Origin of the sequence: Caballeronia telluris, from assembly GCF_001544495.1 — a bacterium.
Lineage (GTDB): Bacteria > Pseudomonadota > Gammaproteobacteria > Burkholderiales > Burkholderiaceae > Caballeronia > Caballeronia telluris.
Genome location: NZ_FCNZ02000008.1, coordinates 81,858 through 100,347, shown reverse-complemented (window position 1 = coordinate 100,347; position 18,490 = coordinate 81,858). Strand labels below are relative to the sequence as shown.

Annotated in this window: 15 protein-coding genes; 8 read left to right on the top strand and 7 right to left on the bottom strand. The window is 64.4% G+C overall.

The window, feature by feature from the left end; all coding sequences use genetic code 11:
• Positions 1-9: 9 nt before the first annotated feature.
• The 5 genes from iolD to AWB66_RS12315 form a co-directional block, all read right to left on the bottom strand.
• Positions 10-1,914 (bottom strand): 3D-(3,5/4)-trihydroxycyclohexane-1,2-dione acylhydrolase (decyclizing), encoded by a 1,905-nt coding sequence (gene iolD / locus AWB66_RS12335; protein ID WP_087630578.1) that lies wholly within the window; start codon positions 1,912-1,914, stop codon positions 10-12.
• Positions 1,911-3,890 (bottom strand): bifunctional 5-dehydro-2-deoxygluconokinase/5-dehydro-2-deoxyphosphogluconate aldolase, encoded by a 1,980-nt coding sequence (locus AWB66_RS12330; RefSeq protein ID WP_087630577.1) that lies wholly within the window; start codon positions 3,888-3,890, stop codon positions 1,911-1,913. Before AWB66_RS12330 ends, iolD begins: the two co-directional genes overlap by 4 nt.
• A gap of 10 nt (positions 3,891-3,900) precedes the next feature.
• Complete coding sequence (locus AWB66_RS12325) at positions 3,901-4,689, bottom strand: ATP-binding cassette domain-containing protein (protein ID WP_087630576.1); 789 nt, start codon at positions 4,687-4,689, stop codon at positions 3,901-3,903.
• A 16-nt stretch (positions 4,690-4,705) separates the two neighbouring features.
• Positions 4,706-5,869 carry an ABC transporter permease gene (locus tag AWB66_RS12320; RefSeq protein ID WP_087630575.1) on the bottom strand — a complete coding sequence of 388 codons (1,164 nt, stop codon included), beginning with the start codon at positions 5,867-5,869 and terminating at the stop codon, positions 4,706-4,708.
• Between the two features lie 160 nt (positions 5,870-6,029).
• Positions 6,030-7,088, bottom strand: a complete 1,059-nt coding sequence (locus AWB66_RS12315; RefSeq protein ID WP_125469714.1) for a sugar ABC transporter substrate-binding protein — start codon at positions 7,086-7,088, stop codon at positions 6,030-6,032.
• A gap of 206 nt (positions 7,089-7,294) precedes the next feature.
• On the opposite strand from AWB66_RS12315, the gene AWB66_RS12310 reads away from it, so the two are divergent.
• From AWB66_RS12310 to AWB66_RS12295, 4 genes are read left to right on the top strand one after another with little or no spacing between them, the layout of a single operon-like run.
• Entirely contained in the window at positions 7,295-8,173 is an 879-nt protein-coding gene (locus AWB66_RS12310; RefSeq protein ID WP_087630574.1) for a MurR/RpiR family transcriptional regulator, read from the top strand.
• Positions 8,163-9,167, top strand: coding sequence for an inositol 2-dehydrogenase (gene iolG / locus AWB66_RS12305; RefSeq protein ID WP_087630573.1), 1,005 nt, complete (start codon positions 8,163-8,165; stop codon positions 9,165-9,167). Before AWB66_RS12310 ends, iolG begins: the two co-directional genes overlap by 11 nt.
• Entirely contained in the window at positions 9,164-10,195 is a 1,032-nt protein-coding gene (locus AWB66_RS12300; RefSeq protein WP_087630572.1) for a Gfo/Idh/MocA family protein, read from the top strand. The genes iolG and AWB66_RS12300 overlap by 4 nt, the downstream gene beginning before the upstream one ends.
• Positions 10,196-10,236: 41 nt before the next feature.
• Positions 10,237-10,464 (top strand): sulfurtransferase TusA family protein, encoded by a 228-nt coding sequence (locus AWB66_RS12295; RefSeq protein WP_087630571.1) that lies wholly within the window; start codon positions 10,237-10,239, stop codon positions 10,462-10,464.
• 75 nt (positions 10,465-10,539) lie between these two features.
• Here AWB66_RS12295 and galU read toward each other — a convergent pair whose 3' ends face one another.
• Positions 10,540-11,421, bottom strand: a complete 882-nt coding sequence (galU, locus tag AWB66_RS12290; RefSeq protein WP_087630718.1) for a UTP--glucose-1-phosphate uridylyltransferase GalU — start codon at positions 11,419-11,421, stop codon at positions 10,540-10,542.
• Between the two features lie 65 nt (positions 11,422-11,486).
• Positions 11,487-14,354, bottom strand: a complete 2,868-nt coding sequence (locus AWB66_RS12285; RefSeq protein ID WP_087630717.1) for a valine--tRNA ligase — start codon at positions 14,352-14,354, stop codon at positions 11,487-11,489.
• Positions 14,355-14,505: 151 nt separating this feature from the next.
• Here AWB66_RS12285 and AWB66_RS12280 point away from each other — a divergent pair, with 151 nt between their 5' ends.
• The 4 genes from AWB66_RS12280 to AWB66_RS12265 all read left to right on the top strand — a co-directional run bounded on the left by AWB66_RS12280 (position 14,506) and on the right by AWB66_RS12265 (position 18,471).
• Positions 14,506-16,875: a UvrD-helicase domain-containing protein gene (locus tag AWB66_RS12280; protein WP_087630570.1), complete on the top strand. Its 2,370-nt coding sequence runs from the start codon at positions 14,506-14,508 to the stop codon at positions 16,873-16,875.
• The gene (locus AWB66_RS12275) at positions 16,872-17,636 is read left to right on the top strand and encodes a 5'-methylthioadenosine/adenosylhomocysteine nucleosidase (RefSeq protein ID WP_235021095.1); all 765 of its coding nucleotides are present in this window, start codon (positions 16,872-16,874) and stop codon (positions 17,634-17,636) included. The genes AWB66_RS12280 and AWB66_RS12275 overlap by 4 nt, the downstream gene beginning before the upstream one ends.
• Before the next feature lie 89 nt (positions 17,637-17,725).
• Positions 17,726-17,974, top strand: coding sequence for a hypothetical protein (locus tag AWB66_RS12270; protein WP_125469713.1), 249 nt, complete (start codon positions 17,726-17,728; stop codon positions 17,972-17,974).
• Positions 17,971-18,471: a hypothetical protein gene (locus AWB66_RS12265; protein ID WP_200818975.1), complete on the top strand. Its 501-nt coding sequence runs from the start codon at positions 17,971-17,973 to the stop codon at positions 18,469-18,471. Before AWB66_RS12270 ends, AWB66_RS12265 begins: the two co-directional genes overlap by 4 nt.
• Positions 18,472-18,490 lie beyond the last annotated feature (19 nt).

Sequence of the window (18,490 nt, the reverse complement as noted above, 5' to 3'; positions counted from 1 at the left end):
TAGGAATCCTTATTGGCTTGCGCTCTTCGAGCGTGCGGCGAGTGCGCTGTCATAGCCCGCGCGTGCGCGCTGCACCGTTTCGCGTTCCGATACTTCGGGCACCGCGACTTCCCACCACCAGCCGCCTTCCTCGGTCGGCCGCGCCGGGTCGGTGTCGATGCTGATCAGGTAGCTGCGATCCGAGGCGCGTGCGCGCTGCATCGCGGCTTCGAGTTCGGCGATGTTCGCGACGTGCTCGGCCGTCGCGCCTAGCGAGCGCGCGTGCATCGCGAAGTCGATCGCGGGCGCACCTTGCGGACCCTGTTTGCAATCGTCGATGAGGTTGTTGAACGGCGCACCGCCGCACGACTGCTGCAAGCGGTTGATGCAGCCATAGCCGCGGTTGTCGAGCAGCACGACGATCAGCTTCGCGCCGAGCATCACGGACGTGGCAAGCTCGCTGTTCATCATCAGATAGCTGCCGTCGCCGACGATCACGATCACTTCGCGCGCAGGCTTCGCGAGCTTCGCGCCGAGGCCGCCCGCGATCTCGTAGCCCATGCACGAGTAGCCGTATTCGACGTGATAGCCGCCGGGCGTTGCGGTGCGCCAGAGCTTCTGCAAGTCGGCGGGCAGCGTGCCGGCCGCACACACGACGATGTCGTTCGAAGCCGACTGCCCATCCGAGCGCTGCACCGCGCCGATCACGTCGGCCTCGCGCGGCAGCAGCCCGTCGTGCGGCGGCGTGTTCGTCACGTGGGCGACGGCGGTGCGCCAGTCGTCGGCGAGATGATGGGCGCGCGTCGTCCATTGCGGGGCCGCGCGCCAGTCGCCGAGCGCGTCGCTCAGCGCGTCGAGGGCAAGCCGCGCATCCGATTCGACTGCGATGCTGTTCTGCTTGAGCGCATCGAACGCGTTCGCATTCACGCCGATGAGACGCGCCTGCGTGAAGAGCGTGTTGGAGCCCGTGGTGAAGTCCTGCAGACGCGTGCCGACGGCGAGCACGCAATCGGCTGCGTTCGCGAGTTCGTTCGCGGACGACGAACCGGTCACCCCGATCCCGCCCACGTTCAGCGGATGATCCCACGGCAACGCGCTCTTGCCGGCCTGCGTTTCCGCGACCGGAATGCCGTGCCGCTCGGCGAAGGTCCGCAGCGCTTCGCTCGCTTCGCCATAGAGCACGCCGCCGCCCGAGACGATCAGTGGCTCGCGCGCTTCGCGCAGCGCGGCGGCCGCGCGTTCGATCTCGTGCGCGACGGGCGCGCTCGCGTGAAACGAGACGACGCGCGGCTCGAAGAACGAAGCGGGGTAGTCGTAGGCCATCGCCTGCACGTCCTGCGGCAAGGCGAGCGTGACGGGGCCGCACAAGGCGGCATCGGTCAATACGCGGATCGCGCGCGGCAATGCACTCAGCAATTGCGCGGGATGCACGATGCGATCGAAGTAGCGAGACACGGGCTTTAACGCATCGTTGGCGGAGAGGCCGCCATCGTGCGCGTCCTCGACCTGCTGCAACACCGGATCGGGCGCGCGCGAGACGAAGATGTCGCCGGGCAGGAGCAGCACCGGCAGCCGGTTGACGTGCGCGAGCGCAGCGGCCGTGACGAGATTCGTCGCACCCGGGCCGATCGACGTCGTGACCGCCATCATGCGTCGCCTGAAGTTCGCCTTGGCATACGCGATCGCGCTGTGCGCCATTGCTTGCTCGTTGTGTGCGCGATAGACCGGCAGTTCCTCGCGATGGTGATAGAGCGCCTCGCCGATCCCTGCCACGTTGCCGTGACCGAAGATCGCGAACACGCCGCCGAAGAGCGGCTCGCCAGAGGGCGTGCGTTGAGCGGCGAGATAGCGGACGAGGGCTTGCGCGGTGGTGAGGCGCACCGTTGTCGACGAGGCTTGCGATGGCGTATGGGTAGTCATCTCGCGCTGGTTCATGCTGCCTGCTCCTGTCTCGCGTGAACGGCGGTTTCGGTGCGCGCGTGGCGCCACGCATCGATGAGCGTTTCGAACGTGCGGCGCACGCGGGCGATCAGTTCGGCGTCGTCGATCTGGCCTGCGAGCCATGCGTGGCTCGGCTCGTGGAAGATCGTGCGGCCGACCGTGAAGCCGCGACACGTCGCCGATGCCGCCGCTGCCTTGAAGCCGTCGCACAGTTGGTCGACCGCCGCCGACAACCCCAATAGCACGACACCGCGACACGCCGGATCGCGTTCGGCGATCAGCGCGTCGATGGCGTGCCACTGCTTCGCCGACATCGGTTCGAGCTTCCACCATTCCGGGTAGATGCCGAGGTTATAGAGGCGCTTCAGAGCACGATACACCGTGTCGTCGGCGACTGCCGGGCCGTTCTTCGGCACGATCACTTCGAGCAGCAGTTCGTGGCCGCTTGCCTGCGTCGCGTCGTATAGCGCGCGAATCTGCGCCTCCTGTTCGAGCCGCAGTTCGTGCGGATGATCGGGGTGATATTGCACGAGACACTTCGCGACGTGTTCGCGGGGCCATTCGATCAGCGTCGTTCCGATCGAGCGGCCGTGATCGAAGACGAGCGGGAGCGACCCAGGCAACTCGACGGGCCGGCCGATCCACCAGCCGCGTCCGGTCGCCGCATTGAGCGCGTCCTGGCCGTAGCGGTCGTCGATCAGCACGCCGATGCGGCCTTCGAGTCCAAGCTGCTGCTCCGTCTGCGCGACCGCGTCGACGAACAGACCCTTCAGCCTAGCGATGCGCGCTTCATCGGCGCCGGTCTGCTGCGCGAGATCGAAGAACTGGTTGCGATGATCGAAGGCGAAACCGAGCACTTCATCCCATTGCTTGCGATTGGGCGTTACGCGATGCAGCCGTGCGAGCGTCGCATCGCGATCGGGACGGCGCATGCGGGTAGGGTCTTTCTTCGCGGCATCGAGGAAGTAGTCGAGTTCGGCGGGCGTCGGCATCGCGGGCGCGCAACCGTGCCGCGACACGACGAGCGCGCCGCTCGCGTTCGCCGTGCGCGCGCAGGCTTCGAGCGGCTCGTCGCGCAGCCAGCCGGAAAGAAAGCCGGACGCGAATGCATCGCCTGCGCCGAGCACGTTCAGCACTTCCACCTCGACGCCGCCATGGATCGGCGCATCGTCGATCGAAGCGGGCACCGCGCCTTCGATGATCGAGCAGCCGAGCGGCCCGCGCTTCACGACGAGCGTCGCATCGGTCACCGCGCGGACCATCGTGAGCGCATCGATCAGTTGATCCTTGCCGCCCGCGATGCGGAATTCTTCTTCCGTGCCGATGACGAGGTCGATCAGCGGCAGGATGCGTTGCAGATGCGCGGTCACGCTTTCATTCGCGATGAAGCGCGTTTCGCCATCGGCCTTGCCGGTGAGGCCCCAGAGCACGGGACGATAGTCGATGTCGAGCACCGTGCGAACCTCGTTGCGCCGCGCGTAGTCCAGCGCGCGGCGGCTCGTGCGGTTGACCTGCGCGGTCGAGAAGTGCGTGCCGGTGATGAGAAGCGCCTTCGCGGAAGCGATGTAGGCCTCGTCGAAATCGCTTTCGTCGACGGCCATGTCCGCGCAATCGTCCCGGTAAAAGACGAGCGGGAATGTATCGCGGTCTTCGATGCCGAGCAGCACGAGCGCGGTCAGCCGGTCGGGGTCGATGCGCACATAGCTCACGTCGCAGCCCTCGCGTTCGAGCGTCTCGGTGAGAAAGCGGCCCATGTGATCGTTGCCGACGCGCGAGAGCATCGACGACCGGAGTCCGAGCCGCGCGCATCCGAACGCGATGTTCGCCGACGATCCGCCGAGATACTTCGCGAAGCTCGACACGTCTTCGAGCCGCGCCCCGACCTGTTGCGCATAGAGATCCACTGCGAGGCGGCCGAGGCACACGATGTCGCGCGCGCGGCCGGGAGCAAAACGAGTGTTGGCTGGCATGGTCTCTTCCTTAGATCGTCGCGCCTTCGAGTTCGCCGATCATCTTCTGCATTTCGGCACCGCCCGCCATCATGTCGAGCACTTCGTTCTTGCTGATCGTGTCCTTCGTGTACGTGCCCATCGACTTGCCGCGATTGAGCAGCGTGAACGAATCGCCGATCGGATACGCATGGTGCACGTTGTGCGTGATGAAGATCACCGAGATGCCTTTGGCGCGCGCCGTGTGAATGAGCCGCAGGACGTTGAAGCTCTGCTTCACGCCGAGCGCCGCGGTCGGTTCGTCGAGAATCAGCACGCGCGCGCCGAAGTGGATCGCCCGCGCAATCGCGAGACATTGCTTCTCGCCGCCGGACATCGTGCCGATCGGCTGGTGCGGGTCGCGCACGTTGATGCCCATCTCGGCGAGTTTGGCCCGCGACGTGTCGGCGGCAAGGTCGAGGTCCATCACGTTGAAGATGCCGAAGCGTTTCTTCTGCGGCTCGCGTCCCATGAAGAAGTTGCGCGCGACGGACAAAAGCGGCACGAGCGCGAGATCCTGATAGACGGTCGCGATGCCGAGATCGAGCGCGTCCTTGGGCGACTCGAAACGGACCGGCTTGCCGTCGACGAGATAGTCGCCCGAGGAGGGCGTATGCACGCCTGCGAGCGTCTTGATGAGGGTGGACTTGCCTGCGCCGTTGTCGCCCAGGAGGCAGTGCACTTCGCCGCGCTTCAGGCGCAGCGTCACGCCGTTCAGTGCGATGACCTTGCCGAAAAACTTGCTGACGTTTTCGAGCGCGAGGATGATGTCTTCGTTCATGATGTTCGTCCTCTCGTCATTGAGCCTGTGATACGCGGCGACGCACGTAGTGATTGAAGAGCACGGCGATCAGGAGCATCACGCCGAGGAACACGCGGAACCAGTCGGAACTCACATTGGTATAGGTGATGCCGATCTGCACGACGCCGAAGATCAGCGCGCCGAAGCACGCGCCGATCACCGAGCCGTAACCGCCCGTCAGCAAGGTTCCGCCGATGACCGCCGCGATGATCGCTTCGAATTCCTTCTGCAAGCCGCGATCCGCCGCCGCCGAACCGATGTCGCACACCTGCAGCACCGCGAAGAGGCACGAGCAGAAGGCGGTAAGAACAAAGAGCGAAATCTTCACACGCTTGACGGGCACGCCGACGTTCTTAGCGGCATTCGCGTCGCCACCGACCGCGAGAATCCAGTTGCCGTAGCGCGTCTTGGCAAGGACGAACGCGCTGACCGCCGCGAGTGCGAACCACCAGAGGATCACTTTCGGAATGCCCGGTACGAGCGGCTCGCCGGAATCGAGCAGTTTGCCGATGCCCATGTGTCCGAGCCAGGTGAAGAGGCCGTGGAAGGCCACGCCGTGAAAGAGCGTATTCGTGATCCAGTCGTTCTGCGCGATGTCGCCGACACCGGAGATGATCGTGCGGTCCGCGAACATGATCGAGAGCGCGAGCGTCAGGCCGCGCAGGATGAAGAGGAACGCGAGCGTCACGATGAACGACGGCAGCCGCGTCTTCATCACGAGATAGCCGTTCAGCGCGCCGAGCAGCATCGAGGTCGCGAACGCGAAGATGATCGCGAGCCAGATCGGCCAGTGGAAATACACGGAAGGCAGCGCGACCATCATGCCCGCGAAGCCGATCATCGAACCGATCGAGAGGTCGAACTCGCCGGCGATCATTAGCAGGCATGCGCCCACCGCAAGCAGGCCGAGGTAGGCCGCGACCTGCGACCAGTTCATCACGCCGTCGAGGTTGAACATGCCCGACGAGCCCGCAGCGAAGCCGAACACGGCAAAGACGAGCACCGTGCCCGAGATCGCGGCGAACTCGGGGCGGTTCAACAGATGGCCGAACCACGATTCGCGTCTCACGCGTTCATCGGAGGGCCGGGCCTTGTCGGCCGCGTCGGCGGGTTCCTGTGGATCTGCGTGTTGCGGATAGTGCTTGCCGGCTACGCCCATGATTGCTCCTTGATGCGGTTTGAGGCACGAATTGACGCGCTTCGGATGCGCGAGCGCATGCCGCGTCGATGGACAACGCAACAGCGCAGTGGTGAACCGAGAGATGAACGCGGGCAGCGCGATGGAACGCCGCCGCCCGAAGAGGGTCAGCGCAAAGGCTTCAGCGATACTGGCCCGCGTACTTCACGACCTTGTCGAGGTTTTCCTTGGTGATGAATCCCGGGCCCGAACGGATGTTCTTCGGCCCATACGACGGCTGCAATCCATAGGTTTCGAGGCGCGCCTTGAACTTCGGATTCGCTTCCAGGATCTGGCGGATTTTCGCCGGATCGGTGGTGTGTTCCTTCTTCACGATCGCGAGCACCGCGACCGGGATGTAACCTTGCAAGTACGGCTGCTGATCGATCGCGAACTTGATGGTGCCGTCCTTGATCGCCTTCGCGATGTCGTCCGAGAAGTCGAAGGTCACGAAATAGATCTTGTTTTGCAGGCCCATTTGCGTGACCGTCTTGAGCGTCGCGGAAGCGGGCGTCGGGCCGAGTGTCAGGATCGCGTCGGTCTTCGGATGGTTGCGCAGATACGCGCCCACCTTCGATTGAATCTCGGTCGGGTCCTGGCCGGAGTCGAGCGTCGCGGCCTTGTAGTCGACGCCGAGCGCGTCCGCGAAGCCGCGGCAGCGGTCGAACGAAACTGTATTCGTCGCGATGTGGTTCACGCACAGGAACGACTTCACTCCGGCGGCCTTCGCCTTTTCGCCCGCCGCCTTGCCCGCGACGTATTCCGGCTGGCCGATGTGCATGATCGCGCCCAACTGCGCACTCTGTTCCTCGGTGCCCGAGTTGATCGTGACGAGCGGAATCTTCTTCGCCGTCACCTTGTTTAGCGAACTCTTCAACACGTCGAAGTCCGCGATGGTGGTGATGACGCCGTCGTAGTTGCGCGCCGCCGCCTGTTCGATCAGGCGCGACATGTCCGCGATGTCGCCGTTGGGCGGATTGCGGTAGTCCGTTTCGACGTTGAAATCCTCGTCCGCCTGCTTGATCGCGTTCTTGATCGTGTTCCACCACGAGTCCGAATCCGGCGCGTGGCTGATCAGGACGAATTTGGCATCGGCGGCGAGTGCTGCCGTCGAGGTCATCGCTGCTGCGCCGCACAAGGCGAACGCAGCCGCCAGCGCCGTTAGCGCGGTCCGGCCCTTACGCAAGGTACGTAGTTTCATTTGTCTCCACCTATCTCGGTTGTTGTTTTCCGCGAGCGCTGCACTCGGTTGCGGATGAGGATGCCGCTGCTCACGACCAAGATTAGGACAAGTTCCATCGCTCTGCAATAGAAATTTCAACTGACGATCAAATGGAAAATACATTCCATTTTGTAGATCCGCTCCCTATAATCGTCATCATCGAAGCGTGCAAAGAAGAGCGAGCCATGCAGGAAGAAACCAGCGCCGACGTGCAGAACGTCGATGAACTGATGCAGCGGATCACGGAAGCCTATGAAACGCTGCCGCGTCAGCTCAAGAGCGTCGCGACCTATATCGAGCAGCATCGCTCGAACGTGATGATGGATCGCACGAGCGACATCGCGAGCGCGTGCGGCGTGCATCCGTCTGCGGTCGTGCGGTTTGCGCAGCGCTTCGGCTTTTCCGGCTTCTCGGACTTGCAGGCGGTGTTCAGGCTGGCTTATGCCGGTCAAAGCTCGCCTCAAAGCTACCAGCAGCGCATCAGGAAGCTGATCGACGAAAAAGCGGGGAAGGTGTCGGGCGTATCGGTGGCGCGCGAATTCATCGCGGCGAGCCGCACCGGTCTCGACGAACTCGAAGCCGGTCTCGACGACGAGCACTTCGAAGCCGCCGTGAAAATGCTCCAGCAGGCGGAAAACATCTACGTGATCGGCGTGCGGCGCTCGTTCGCGGTCGCGAGCTACATCGTGTATGCGTTGCAGCACACGCCTAAGCGCGTGCATCTCGTGTCGGGCTTCGGCGGGATGTATCGCGAGCAGATTCGCAGCGTGAGGAAGGGCGATGTCGTCGTGGCGATCAGCTTCGCGCCGTACGGCAAGGAGACGCAGTATTGCGTGCGCGCCGCGCAGCATCACGGCGCGAAGACGCTCGTCATCACCGATAGCCAGCTTTCGCCGCTCGCGCGTCACGCGAGCGCGCATTTGTTCGTGAAGGAGGGCAGCGCGTTTGCGTTCCGTTCGCTCACGAGCACCATTTGCCTGTGCCAGGCGCTGTTCATCGCGCTCGCGTACCGGCTGGAATTGAACGTCGAGGAATCCAAGGAGACAGGTGGCTATGACGATTGATGTGGCTATTTTCGGCGCCGGGCGCATCGGCAAGATTCATGCGGCGAACCTTGCGCGGCAGCCGGGCGTGCGGCTCAAGTACGTCGTCGATGTGAACCGCGAGGCGGCCGCGGCGCTCGCCGCGCAACACGGCGCGCAGGTCGCGGACATCGACGGCGCGATGGGCGATGCGTCGGTCGGCGCGACCGTCGTGTGTTCGAGCACGGACACGCACGCCGATCTGATCCTGCAATCGGCCGCGCAAAAGAAGCATGTGTTCTGCGAGAAGCCGGTCGATCTCACGCTCGAACGCGCGCGCGCCTGCGCCGATGCGGTTGCGAAGGCGGGCGTCGTCTGCATGATCGGTTTCCAGCGGCGCTTCGACCCGACGTTCTCGGCGGTGAAAGCGCGCGTCGAGGCGGGCGAGATCGGCGAGCCGGAAATGCTAATCGTGACGAGCCGTGATCCGGGCGCGCCGCCGGTCGAGTACATCCGGCATTCGGGCGGCATCTTCAAGGACATGCTGATCCACGACTTCGACATCTTCCGCTGGATGCTCGACGACGAAGCCGACACGCTGCATGCAACCGGAAGCTGTCTCTCCGATCCGGCGATCGCGGAAGCGGGCGACATCGATTCGACCGCCGTCACGATCCGCACGAAGCGCGGGCGCCTGTGCCAGATCAACACGGCGCGGCGCGCGGCGTATGGCTACGATCAGCGCTTCGAGCTGCTCGGAAGCCGCGGCATGCTGCAGGCGGGCAACGTGCGGCCGACCGAAGTCACCGCGTATTCGAAAACATCAGTGTCGAGCGACGTGCCCGAGGCGTTCTTCCTCGAACGGTATCGCGCGGCGTATGCGCTCGAAATCGCGCATTTCTTCGATGCCGTGACGACCGGCAAGCCTGTGCGCACGACGGTCGCCGATGGCCTCAAGGCGCTCGAACTCGCCGAAGCCGCGACGCGTTCGTGGCGCGAGGGACGTGCCGTCAAGCTCGGGGAGAATGTCGCATGAGCGCGCCGGTTCGCATCGGCATCGTCGGGCTGGGGCGGCTTGGGCGCAAGCATGCGGAGAATCTCGCGTGGCGCGTGCCGGGCGCCGTGCTCGCGGCCGCGTGCAGTCCGGTCGCCGAAGAGCGCAACTGGGCGCGCGTGAGCCTGCCCGAACTCGCGCTTTACGACGACTACGGCGCGCTCCTCGCCGACGAGTCGATCGACGCCGTCTGGCTCGTCACGCCCACTTCGCTGCATCCGGCGCAGATTATTGCCGCGTTGCGCGCGGGCAAGCACGTGTTCTGCGAAAAGCCGCTGTCGCTCGATCTGGGCGAATGCGACCGGGTGATCGAAGAGAGCGCGCTCAGACCGGAGCAGCAGGTGATGATCGGTTTCGTGCGGCGCTTCGATCCGAGCTATCGCGACGCCTTCGACAAAGTCGCAAAGGGCGCGATTGGCCGGCCGTTCATGGTGCGCTCGCAGACCTGCGACAAGAACGATCCCGATGGGTTCTTCGTGCGTTTCGCGCCGACTTCGGGCGGGCTCTTTCTCGATTGCAGCGTCCACGACATCGACCTCGCGCGGTGGCTGCTCGGCAATCCGCGACCGAAGCGCGTGTTCGCGAGCGGGACGATCGCGATCCACGAAGGCCTGCGCGAATGCGGCGACATCGACAATGGCGTCGGCATCTGCGAATTCGAGGACGGACGGCTCGCGGTGTTCTACGCGTCGCGGACGATGGCGCACGGCCACGACACGCAGACCGACGTAATCGGCACGGGCGGGGCGCTCTCGGTCGGGCACAATCCGCGGGCGAATCGCGTGGAGATCGCGGATGCGTCCGGCGTGCGCAACGAATGCACGCCGACCTTCTTCGAGCGCTTCGAAGAAGCGTTTCTGCACGAAGCGCGCGCGTTCGTCGAGGCGTTGCAGGGCGGGGCGCCGACCGGCCTCACGCTCGCCGACGCGCGCGAGGCGACGCGCATCGGCATCGCATTGCGCGAGGCGTTCCAGAGCGGCCAGCCGGTGGATTTGCAGACGCTGCGGTAGAATCGAAACCTTCTGAATGAGGCATAGCGAAGGCTCACCCGATGCAAGTTCACAAGGAAGTCGATGCGCGCGGGCTCAATTGCCCGCTGCCCATTTTGCGGGCCAAGAAGGCGCTGGCGGACATGGAGAGCGGCCAGATCCTGAAGGTCCTCGCTACCGATCCCGGCTCGCAACGCGATTTCGCGGCATTCGCGAAGCAGACCGGCAATGAAATCGTCGAATCGAAGGCAGAGGACAAGACCTTCGTGTTCCTGATGCGCCGCCGCTGAAGGCTTTGCCGAAGCGCCAAAAAATGCCCGCGAGGTAAATCGCGGGCATTTTTACGTCCGGCTTGTCAAAAACGCTCAGCCTTCGAGAACCGGCGAACGCGTCCTCAGATACTCTTCGAAGTCCGCCGCGACTTCCGGATGGCGCAACGCGAATTCCACGGTCGCCTTCAGGTAGCCGAGCTTGCTCCCGCAGTCGAAACGCGTGCCGTGATACTTGTATGCGAGCACTTGCTCGTCGGCGAGAAGTGACTGGATCGCGTCCGTCAGTTGCAGTTCGCCGCCCGCGCCGGGTTTGAGCGCCCGGATGTGGTCGAAGATGCGCGGCTTCAACACATAACGGCCGACCACGCCCAGATTCGACGGCGCCACGGCCGGCTCCGGCTTCTCGACGATCCCCGACAGCTTGAAAATGTTGCTTTCCCATTCCTTGCCGTCGATCACGCCGTAGGACTTCGAATCCTGTGCCGGAATCTCTTCGACGCCGATGACCGAGCTGTGATAGTGATCGAACACTTCGATCATCTGCGTCATCACGGGCGGCTTGCCGTACAGCAAGTCGTCCGCGAGGATCACGGCGAACGGGTTGTCGCCGACGAGCTTCTCGGCGCACAGCACCGCGTGGCCGAGACCGAGCGCTTCGGCCTGACGCACGTAGAAGCAGTCGACGTGGCTCGGCTTGATGCTGCGCACGAGTTCGAGCAGCTTGTCCTTGCCGCGCGCTTCGAGTTCGGCCTCGATCTCATAGGACTTGTCGAAATGATCTTCGATCGCGCGCTTGCTGCGGCCCGTGACAAAGATCATTTCGGTGATGCCGGCCGCCATCGCTTCTTCCACCGCGTACTGAATCAGCGGCTTGTCGACGACGGGCAGCATTTCCTTCGGGCTTGCCTTGGTCGCCGGGAGGAATCGGGTGCCGAGACCTGCAACGGGAAAAACCGCCTTAGTAACTTTTAGCATGTGATGACCCTGATCCTCGTAATCGTATTGAAACATCGAGCGATGTCAGTACTTCTGACGCTCGATCAAGCGGGAAGACGCAATAATTGCGCCTGAAGCTTTGCGATAGTGGTTTCGTATTCTGCCAGCCTTTTTCGCTCCTGTTCAACGACGGCGGCCGGCGCCTTTGCGACAAAACTCTCGTTTCCAAGCTTGGCGCCGCACTTGGACAGCTCGTGCGTGAGACGGTCCACTTCCTTCGACAAACGCTCGCGTTCCGCCGCGACGTCGATCTCGACCTTCAGCACCAGCTTGTTCGCCCCGACGATCGCAACCGGTGCGCCGTGCGCCTGGCTGTCGAGCGTCGCCTCGTCGGCGATGATCTGCACGTCCGACAAGCGCGCGAGCGCCTGGACATAGGGCGCGAACGTGGCGAGACGCGCGGCGTCGCCGGTGGCGAGCATCGGCACCTTCACCGCCGGCGACAAATTCATCTCCCCGCGCAGATTACGGCATGCATCGATGATCGCTTTCAGTTCGGCGGCCCACTGTTCGGCGGATTCATCGATTTTTTCCGGCTGCGCCTGCGGGAAACGCCGCACCATGATCGATGCTTCGCCCTCCCTGGCGCCTTTCGGGTAAGCATCGGTGAGCGGCGCCACCTTTTGCCACAGCGCCTCGGTGATGAACGGAATCACCGGATGCGCGAGGCGCAGCACCGTTTCCAGCACGCGCAGCAACGTGCGGCGCGTGGCGCGCTGCTGTTCCGGCGTGCCGGTCTGGATCTGAACCTTCGCGAGTTCGAGATACCAGTCGCAGTACTCGTCCCACACGAACTTGTAAATGGCGCTTGCGACGTTGTCGAAGCGGTAGTCCGCGAAACCTTTTTCGACTTCCATCTCCACGCGCTGGAGCAGCGACACGATCCAGAAGTCGGCCTGCGAGAAATGCAGGTAGCCGCCCGGGCCGCAGTCGCCCGGCTCGCATGCGCCGGGCTTGCCGAAGCCGCAATCGTGCCCTTCGGTGTTCATCAGCACGAAGCGCGTCGCGTTCCAGAGCTTGTTGCAGAAATTGCGGTAGCCCTCACAGCGTGCCAAATCAAAATTCACATTGCGACCGAGCGTTGCCATCGACGCCATCGTGAAACGCAGTGCGTCCGTGCCGAACGCGGGAATGCCGTCGGGGAATTCCTTGCGCGTCTTTTTCTCGATCTGCGCGGCCTGCTTCGGGTTCATGAGGCCGGTCGTGCGCTTGGCGACGAGCGCATCGAGCCCGATGCCGTCGACGATGTCGATCGGGTCGAGCGTGTTGCCCTTGCTCTTCGACATTTTCTGGCCTTCCGCGTCGCGCACGAGGCCGTGCACGTAGACGGTGTCGAACGGCACCTTGCCGGTGAAATGCGTGGTCATCATTACCATCCGGGCGACCCAGAAGAAGATGATGTCGAACCCAGTCACCAGTACCGAAGACGGCAAAAACGCCTGCAATTCCTTCGTCTCATTCGGCCAGCCGAGCGAGGAGAAGGGCACGAGCGCGGACGAGAACCAGGTGTCGAGGACATCGTCGTCGCGTTTGAGCGCGCCCGTGTAGCCTTGCGACTGCGCTTCGGCGCGGGCTTCGTCTTCCGTCTTCGCGACGAAGATTTCGCCGTTCTCGCCGTACCACGCGGGAATCTGATGACCCCACCACAACTGACGCGAGATGCACCAGTCCTGGATGTTTTCGAGCCACTGGTAATAGGTGGTCGTCCAGTTTTCCGGCACGAACTTGATCTCTCCGCCGCGCACGACATCGAGTGCGGTTTCCGCGATCGACTTGCCCGGATTGAACGTGCCTTCCGGCGCCGGCTTGCTCATCGCGACGAACCATTGGTCGGTCAGCATCGGCTCGATCGCGACGCCCGTGCGGTCGCCGCGCGGCACCATCAGCTTGTGCGGCTTGACCGAATCGAGCAGGCCGAGCGCTTCGAGGTCCGCGACCACTTGCTTGCGCGCCTCGAAGCGATCCATGCCGCGATATTTAGCGGGCGCGTTGTCGTTGATCTTCGCGTCGAGCGTGAGGATTTCGATTTGCGGCAGCTTGTGGCGCTGGCCGACCTGATAGTCGTTGAAATCGTGCGCGGGCGTCACTTTCACGACGCCGGTGCCGAATTCGCGGTCGACGTAATCGTCGGCGATGACGGGGATTTCGCGGTCGGAAAGCGGCAGCACGACCGTCTTGCCGATCAGATGCGCGTAGCGCTCGTCTTCCGGATGCACCATCACGGCGACGTCGCCGAGCATGGTTTCGGGGCGCGTGGTTGCCACCGTGACATGGCCCGAGCCGTCCGGCAGCGGATAGTTGATGTGCCAGAGGCTGCCGTTTTCCTCTTCGCTGACCACTTCAAGGTCGGACACCGCAGTGCCGAGCACCGGGTCCCAATTCACGAGGCGCTTGCCGCGATAGATCAGGCCCTGTTTGTAAAGCGTGACGAACACGTCGCGCACGGCAGCCGACATCTTGTCGTCCATCGTGAAATATTCGCGCGACCAGTCGATCGACGCGCCGAGGCGCCGCACCTGGTTCGTGATGGTCGAGCCGGATTCCTGTTTCCACGCCCAGACGCGCTTCAAAAATTCCTCGCGGCCGAGGTCGTGGCGCGAGACGCCCTTGGCATCGAGCTGGCGCTCGACGACGATCTGCGTCGCGATGCCCGCGTGATCCGTCCCCGGCACCCAGAGCGTGTTGTCGCCGAGCATGCGGTGATAGCGCGTCAAGCCATCCATGATGGTCTGGTTGAACGCGTGGCCCATGTGCAGCGTGCCGGTGACGTTGGGCGGCGGCAGCTGGATCGAGAAATTCTTCGCGCCCGGCTTGAAATCAGGAGCGGCATAACCGCGTTTTTCCCATTCCGGGCCCCATTGGGACTCGATGTCGTGGGGCTCGAAGCTCTTCGCAAGCGTGCTGTCGCTCATGTGTGGAATCTGCCGAAAAATGCGTGAAAAAATGCGGATGAACAGCCAATTATAAGGTTTCGCGACGAGCGTCGGACGAATCGGGGCGGCGGCGCCGAACGTCGCCATCGGAGCGGTCTTATAATGTTCGACCCACCGGAAGACATCCCTCATGCCCGATCTGCTTGCCAACCTGAATCCCGAACAACTCGCCGCCGTGACGCTGCCGAACGAGCCGGCGATGATCCTCGCGGGCGCCGGCAGCGGCAAGACGCGCGTGCTGATCACGCGCATCGCGTGGCTGATCCAGCAGGGTTATGCGTCGCCGTCGACCATTCTCGCCGTCACGTTCACGAACAAGGCCGCGCGCGAGATGATGTCGCGTCTCTCCGCGCTGTTGCCGATCGACACGCGCGGCATGTGGATCGGCACGTTCCACGGCTTGTGCAACCGCATGCTGCGCGCGCATTACCGCGACGCCGGCCTGCCGCAGACGTTCCAGATCCTCGACACCGCCGACCAGCTTTCCGCGATCAAGCGTCTGATGAAGGGCCTGAACATCGACGACGAGAAGTATCCGGCGAAGAATCTCCAGTACTTCATCAACAACGCGAAGGAGCAGGGTCTGCGTCCGAAAGACGTAGATGCGACCGATGCGTTCAATCGCAAGTTCGTCGAACTGTACGAAGCCTACGATCAACAATGCCAGCGCGAGGGCGTCGTCGATTTTCCGGAGCTGCTGCTGCGCTGCTACGAACTGCTCGCGCACAATCCGCCGCTTCGGGCGCATTACCAGGCGCGGTTCCGGCAGATTCTCGTCGACGAATTCCAGGACACCAACAAGCTCCAGTACGCGTGGCTGAAGATGCTCGCGGGCGAGCACAACGCGATCTTCGCCGTCGGCGACGACGACCAGTCGATCTACGCGTTTCGCGGCGCGAACGTCGGCAACATGCACGACTTCGAGCGCGAATTCCGCGTGCGCAATCTGATCAAGCTGGAGCAAAACTACCGCTCGCACGGCCATATTCTCGACACGGCCAACTTCCTGATCGCGAACAACTCGCGACGGCTCGGCAAGAACTTGCGCACGGACGCCGGACACGGCGAGCCGGTGCGCGTCTACGAGGCGGCGACGGATTCGCAGGAAGCGGGCTGGATCGTCGAGGAAATCAAGGCGCTGATCAACACGGGCCTTTCGCGCGGCGAGATCGCGGTGCTGTACCGGAGCAACGCGCAGTCGCGCACGATCGAGCACACGCTCGTGAACGCCGGCATTCCCTATCGCGTCTATGGCGGGCTGCGCTTTTTCGAGCGGCAGGAAGTGAAGCACGCGCTCGCGTATCTGCGCCTGATCGACAACCCGAACGACGACACCGCGTTCGCGCGCGTCGTGAATTTCCCGACGCGCGGCATCGGCGCGCGCTCGATCGAGCAACTCGCCGACGCGGCGCGTCTCTACAACTGTTCGATGGCGGCCGCTGTGCCCTACGTGGCGGGCAAGGCGGGTTCGAGCCTCGGCGCGTTCGCGACGCTCGTCGCGAAAATGCGCGCCGAGACGCAGCAGATGAGCCTGCCGGAGACGGTCGAATACGTGGTCCGCGCGAGCGGACTTGCCGCGCACTACGAAACCGAGCGCGAAGGGCAGGACCGGCTGGAGAATTTGCAGGAACTGGTCAACGCGGCGGCGGCGTTCGTCAGCGAAGAAGGCTACGGGCTCGACACGCCCGCGCGCTCGATTCCGCTGCGGCCGGGCGCGACGGCCGCGCCGGAAATCGCGCTCGCGACCGACGATCCTTCCGTCGACGTGCTGGATGCCGCGAGTCCCGCCGATCCCGCGCAAAACCCCGACACGATGACGCCGCTCGCGGGCTTTCTCTCGCACGCGTCGCTCGAAGCGGGCGACAACCAGGCGCAGGCGGGCCAGGACGCCGTGCAGCTGATGACGGTGCACGCGGCGAAGGGGCTCGAATTCACGGCGGTGTTCATCACCGGGCTGGAAGAGGGCCTCTTTCCGCACGAGAACAGCGCGCAGGAAACCGACGGCCTCGAGGAAGAGCGCCGGCTCGCCTACGTGGCGATCACGCGGGCGAAGGAGCGGCTTTATCTCTCGTTCGCGCAGAGCCGCATGCTGCACGGCCAGACGCGCTACAACATCCGCTCGCGTTTCTTCGACGAGTTGCCCGAAGGCTCGCTCAAGTGGCTCACGCCGAAGGCGGAAGCGGGCGCGCGCTGGGGCGGCCGCGCGGATAACGCCGGCTGGGGCCGCGACTGGTTCGCGCGGCCCGGACGCGAGCGGTCGTCGTCGTCGGATTATGTGAATCCCGATGCGGGCGCGCCCGTGCCCGCGTTCGCCAACCAGCAGCGCGCCGCCGAAACCGGCTTCAAGGTCGGCCAGGCGGTGTTTCACAACAAGTTCGGCGAAGGCACGGTCACGGCGCTCGAAGGCTCGGGCGCCGATGCCCGCGCGCAGGTTCGCTTCAAGCGGCACGGCGAAAAATGGCTCGCGCTCGCGGTCGCGAAGCTGCAAGCCGTGGAATGACGGGGCGAGTCGAGATGCTCGGCATCATGGCGGCGCTGCCGCAGGAACTCGGCGACCTCATCGCGGATATGCGCGCCACAGGCGAAGTCGAAACGATCACGCTCGGCCAGCGCGAATATCACGTCGGCGAGGCGCATGGCGTGCGGTGTGTCGCGACGCTCGCGCGCATCGGCAAGGTCGCCGCCGCCACGACGGCCACCGCGCTCATCCACGAATTCGGCGCGGAGGCGATCGTGTTCACCGGCGTCGCGGGCGGCGTGCACGCGGATGTGCAGGTGGGCGACATCGTTGTCGCGGACACGCTTTTGCAGCACGACCTCGACGCGTCGCCGCTCTTTCCGCGCTTCGAGGTGCCGCTGCTCGACAAAGCGCGCTTCGAAACCTCCCCCGAACTGAGCGCGCTGCTCGTCGCCGCGTCCGAGGCGTTTCTCGAACAGGCCGGCGATACGCTGCGGGAGCGCTTCACGGTGAGCCGCCCGCGCGTGCATCGCGGTCTGATCGTGAGCGGCGACCGCTTCATCGCGAGCCACGATGCCGTGCTCGCGTTGCGCGAAGTCTTGCCGGACGCGCTCGCCGTCGAGATGGAAGGCGCCGCGCTCGCGCAGGTCTGCTACGAGTACGGCGTGCCGTGCGCGGTCGTGCGCACGATCTCCGATACCGCCGACGCCGCCGCGCCCGCTTCCTTCGCCGAATTTCTCATGGCGATCGCCGGGGCGTATTCGTCCGGCATCCTGTCGCGCTTTCTGCGCTCACGCTCCTGAGTCGCGTCGCGCTTCCATCGGCATAAACCCGCTTGTAGTTGAGAATGATTCTCAATACAATAGGTTTCGCACGAGACAAGGGGCCCGACATGCCACGCGCGTCAACTGAACCGAATTCATCCGCAATACCCCTCGACACGCCCGCCGTCGCGATCTCCGTGAACGCGGCGAAGGTGCTCGACACCACGCGTCGTGCGTGGGCGACGAGCGCCGTCTGCGCGCCCGCGCAAAGCGAGCGCGCCGCGCCGAAGGCGTCGAAAAGACGGGTGAAGGCGCGCCGGTCGCAGTGGGGCAACTTCGTCGCCGCCTTCAACTACTGGAGCCCGAAACCGCTGTGATTGCTTCCGACCTCGCTCCGACCTCCGCGACGGCCGCGGCCATCCAGCCCCCCGACCAGCCGATGCACGACGCGAGCCGCTTCCCGCTCGTGCGGCTGCGCCGCCGCGCGGTGAAGCCGGGTTATGCGTTCGCGTGGCGCGTCGAAATGCAGCGCCTGCTCGCGCTGAAGACGCCGTTCGTCATCGTGTCGGAGCACGGCGCGGACGAAACCCTCGACGACACGCGCCTGCGCACCGCGTGGCTGCGCGCGCAGTCGGCGACGCTCGCGGCGTACTGCCGCGGCTTCATCGTGATCGAACCGCGCATCGAAGCACGCGCGACGACGCGCGAAGCGTGGCGCATCGTCACAGCGCACGGCGGCGTGCGCACGGTCGTGGTGTCGAGCATGCGGGTGGCCGTCGATCTCGCGCCCGTGCTGCTCAAGCACTCGCCGGCCGAACCGCGCGCGGATGCGGCGCCCGTCCGCCGCCGCGCGCATAGGGCGGTCCCTCTCTAGCACGCCCTGTCGGGCTGCT

Bases quoted from the DNA above. Each gene is read 5' to 3' on its own strand.
- iolD (WP_087630578.1), bottom strand. From the start codon at position 1,914: ATGAACCAGCGCGAGATGACTACCCATACGCCATCGCAAGCCTCGTCG.
- AWB66_RS12330 (WP_087630577.1), bottom strand. From the start codon at position 3,890: ATGCCAGCCAACACTCGTTTTGCTCCCGGCCGCGCGCGCGACATCGTG.
- AWB66_RS12325 (WP_087630576.1), bottom strand. From the start codon at position 4,689: ATGAACGAAGACATCATCCTCGCGCTCGAAAACGTCAGCAAGTTTTTC.
- AWB66_RS12320 (WP_087630575.1), bottom strand. From the start codon at position 5,869: ATGGGCGTAGCCGGCAAGCACTATCCGCAACACGCAGATCCACAGGAA.
- AWB66_RS12315 (WP_125469714.1), bottom strand. From the start codon at position 7,088: ATGAAACTACGTACCTTGCGTAAGGGCCGGACCGCGCTAACGGCGCTG.
- AWB66_RS12310 (WP_087630574.1), top strand. From the start codon at position 7,295: ATGCAGGAAGAAACCAGCGCCGACGTGCAGAACGTCGATGAACTGATG.
- iolG (WP_087630573.1), top strand. From the start codon at position 8,163: ATGACGATTGATGTGGCTATTTTCGGCGCCGGGCGCATCGGCAAGATT.
- AWB66_RS12300 (WP_087630572.1), top strand. From the start codon at position 9,164: ATGAGCGCGCCGGTTCGCATCGGCATCGTCGGGCTGGGGCGGCTTGGG.
- AWB66_RS12295 (WP_087630571.1), top strand. From the start codon at position 10,237: ATGCAAGTTCACAAGGAAGTCGATGCGCGCGGGCTCAATTGCCCGCTG.
- galU (WP_087630718.1), bottom strand. From the start codon at position 11,421: ATGCTAAAAGTTACTAAGGCGGTTTTTCCCGTTGCAGGTCTCGGCACC.
- AWB66_RS12285 (WP_087630717.1), bottom strand. From the start codon at position 14,354: ATGAGCGACAGCACGCTTGCGAAGAGCTTCGAGCCCCACGACATCGAG.
- AWB66_RS12280 (WP_087630570.1), top strand. From the start codon at position 14,506: ATGCCCGATCTGCTTGCCAACCTGAATCCCGAACAACTCGCCGCCGTG.
- AWB66_RS12275 (WP_235021095.1), top strand. From the start codon at position 16,872: ATGACGGGGCGAGTCGAGATGCTCGGCATCATGGCGGCGCTGCCGCAG.
- AWB66_RS12270 (WP_125469713.1), top strand. From the start codon at position 17,726: ATGCCACGCGCGTCAACTGAACCGAATTCATCCGCAATACCCCTCGAC.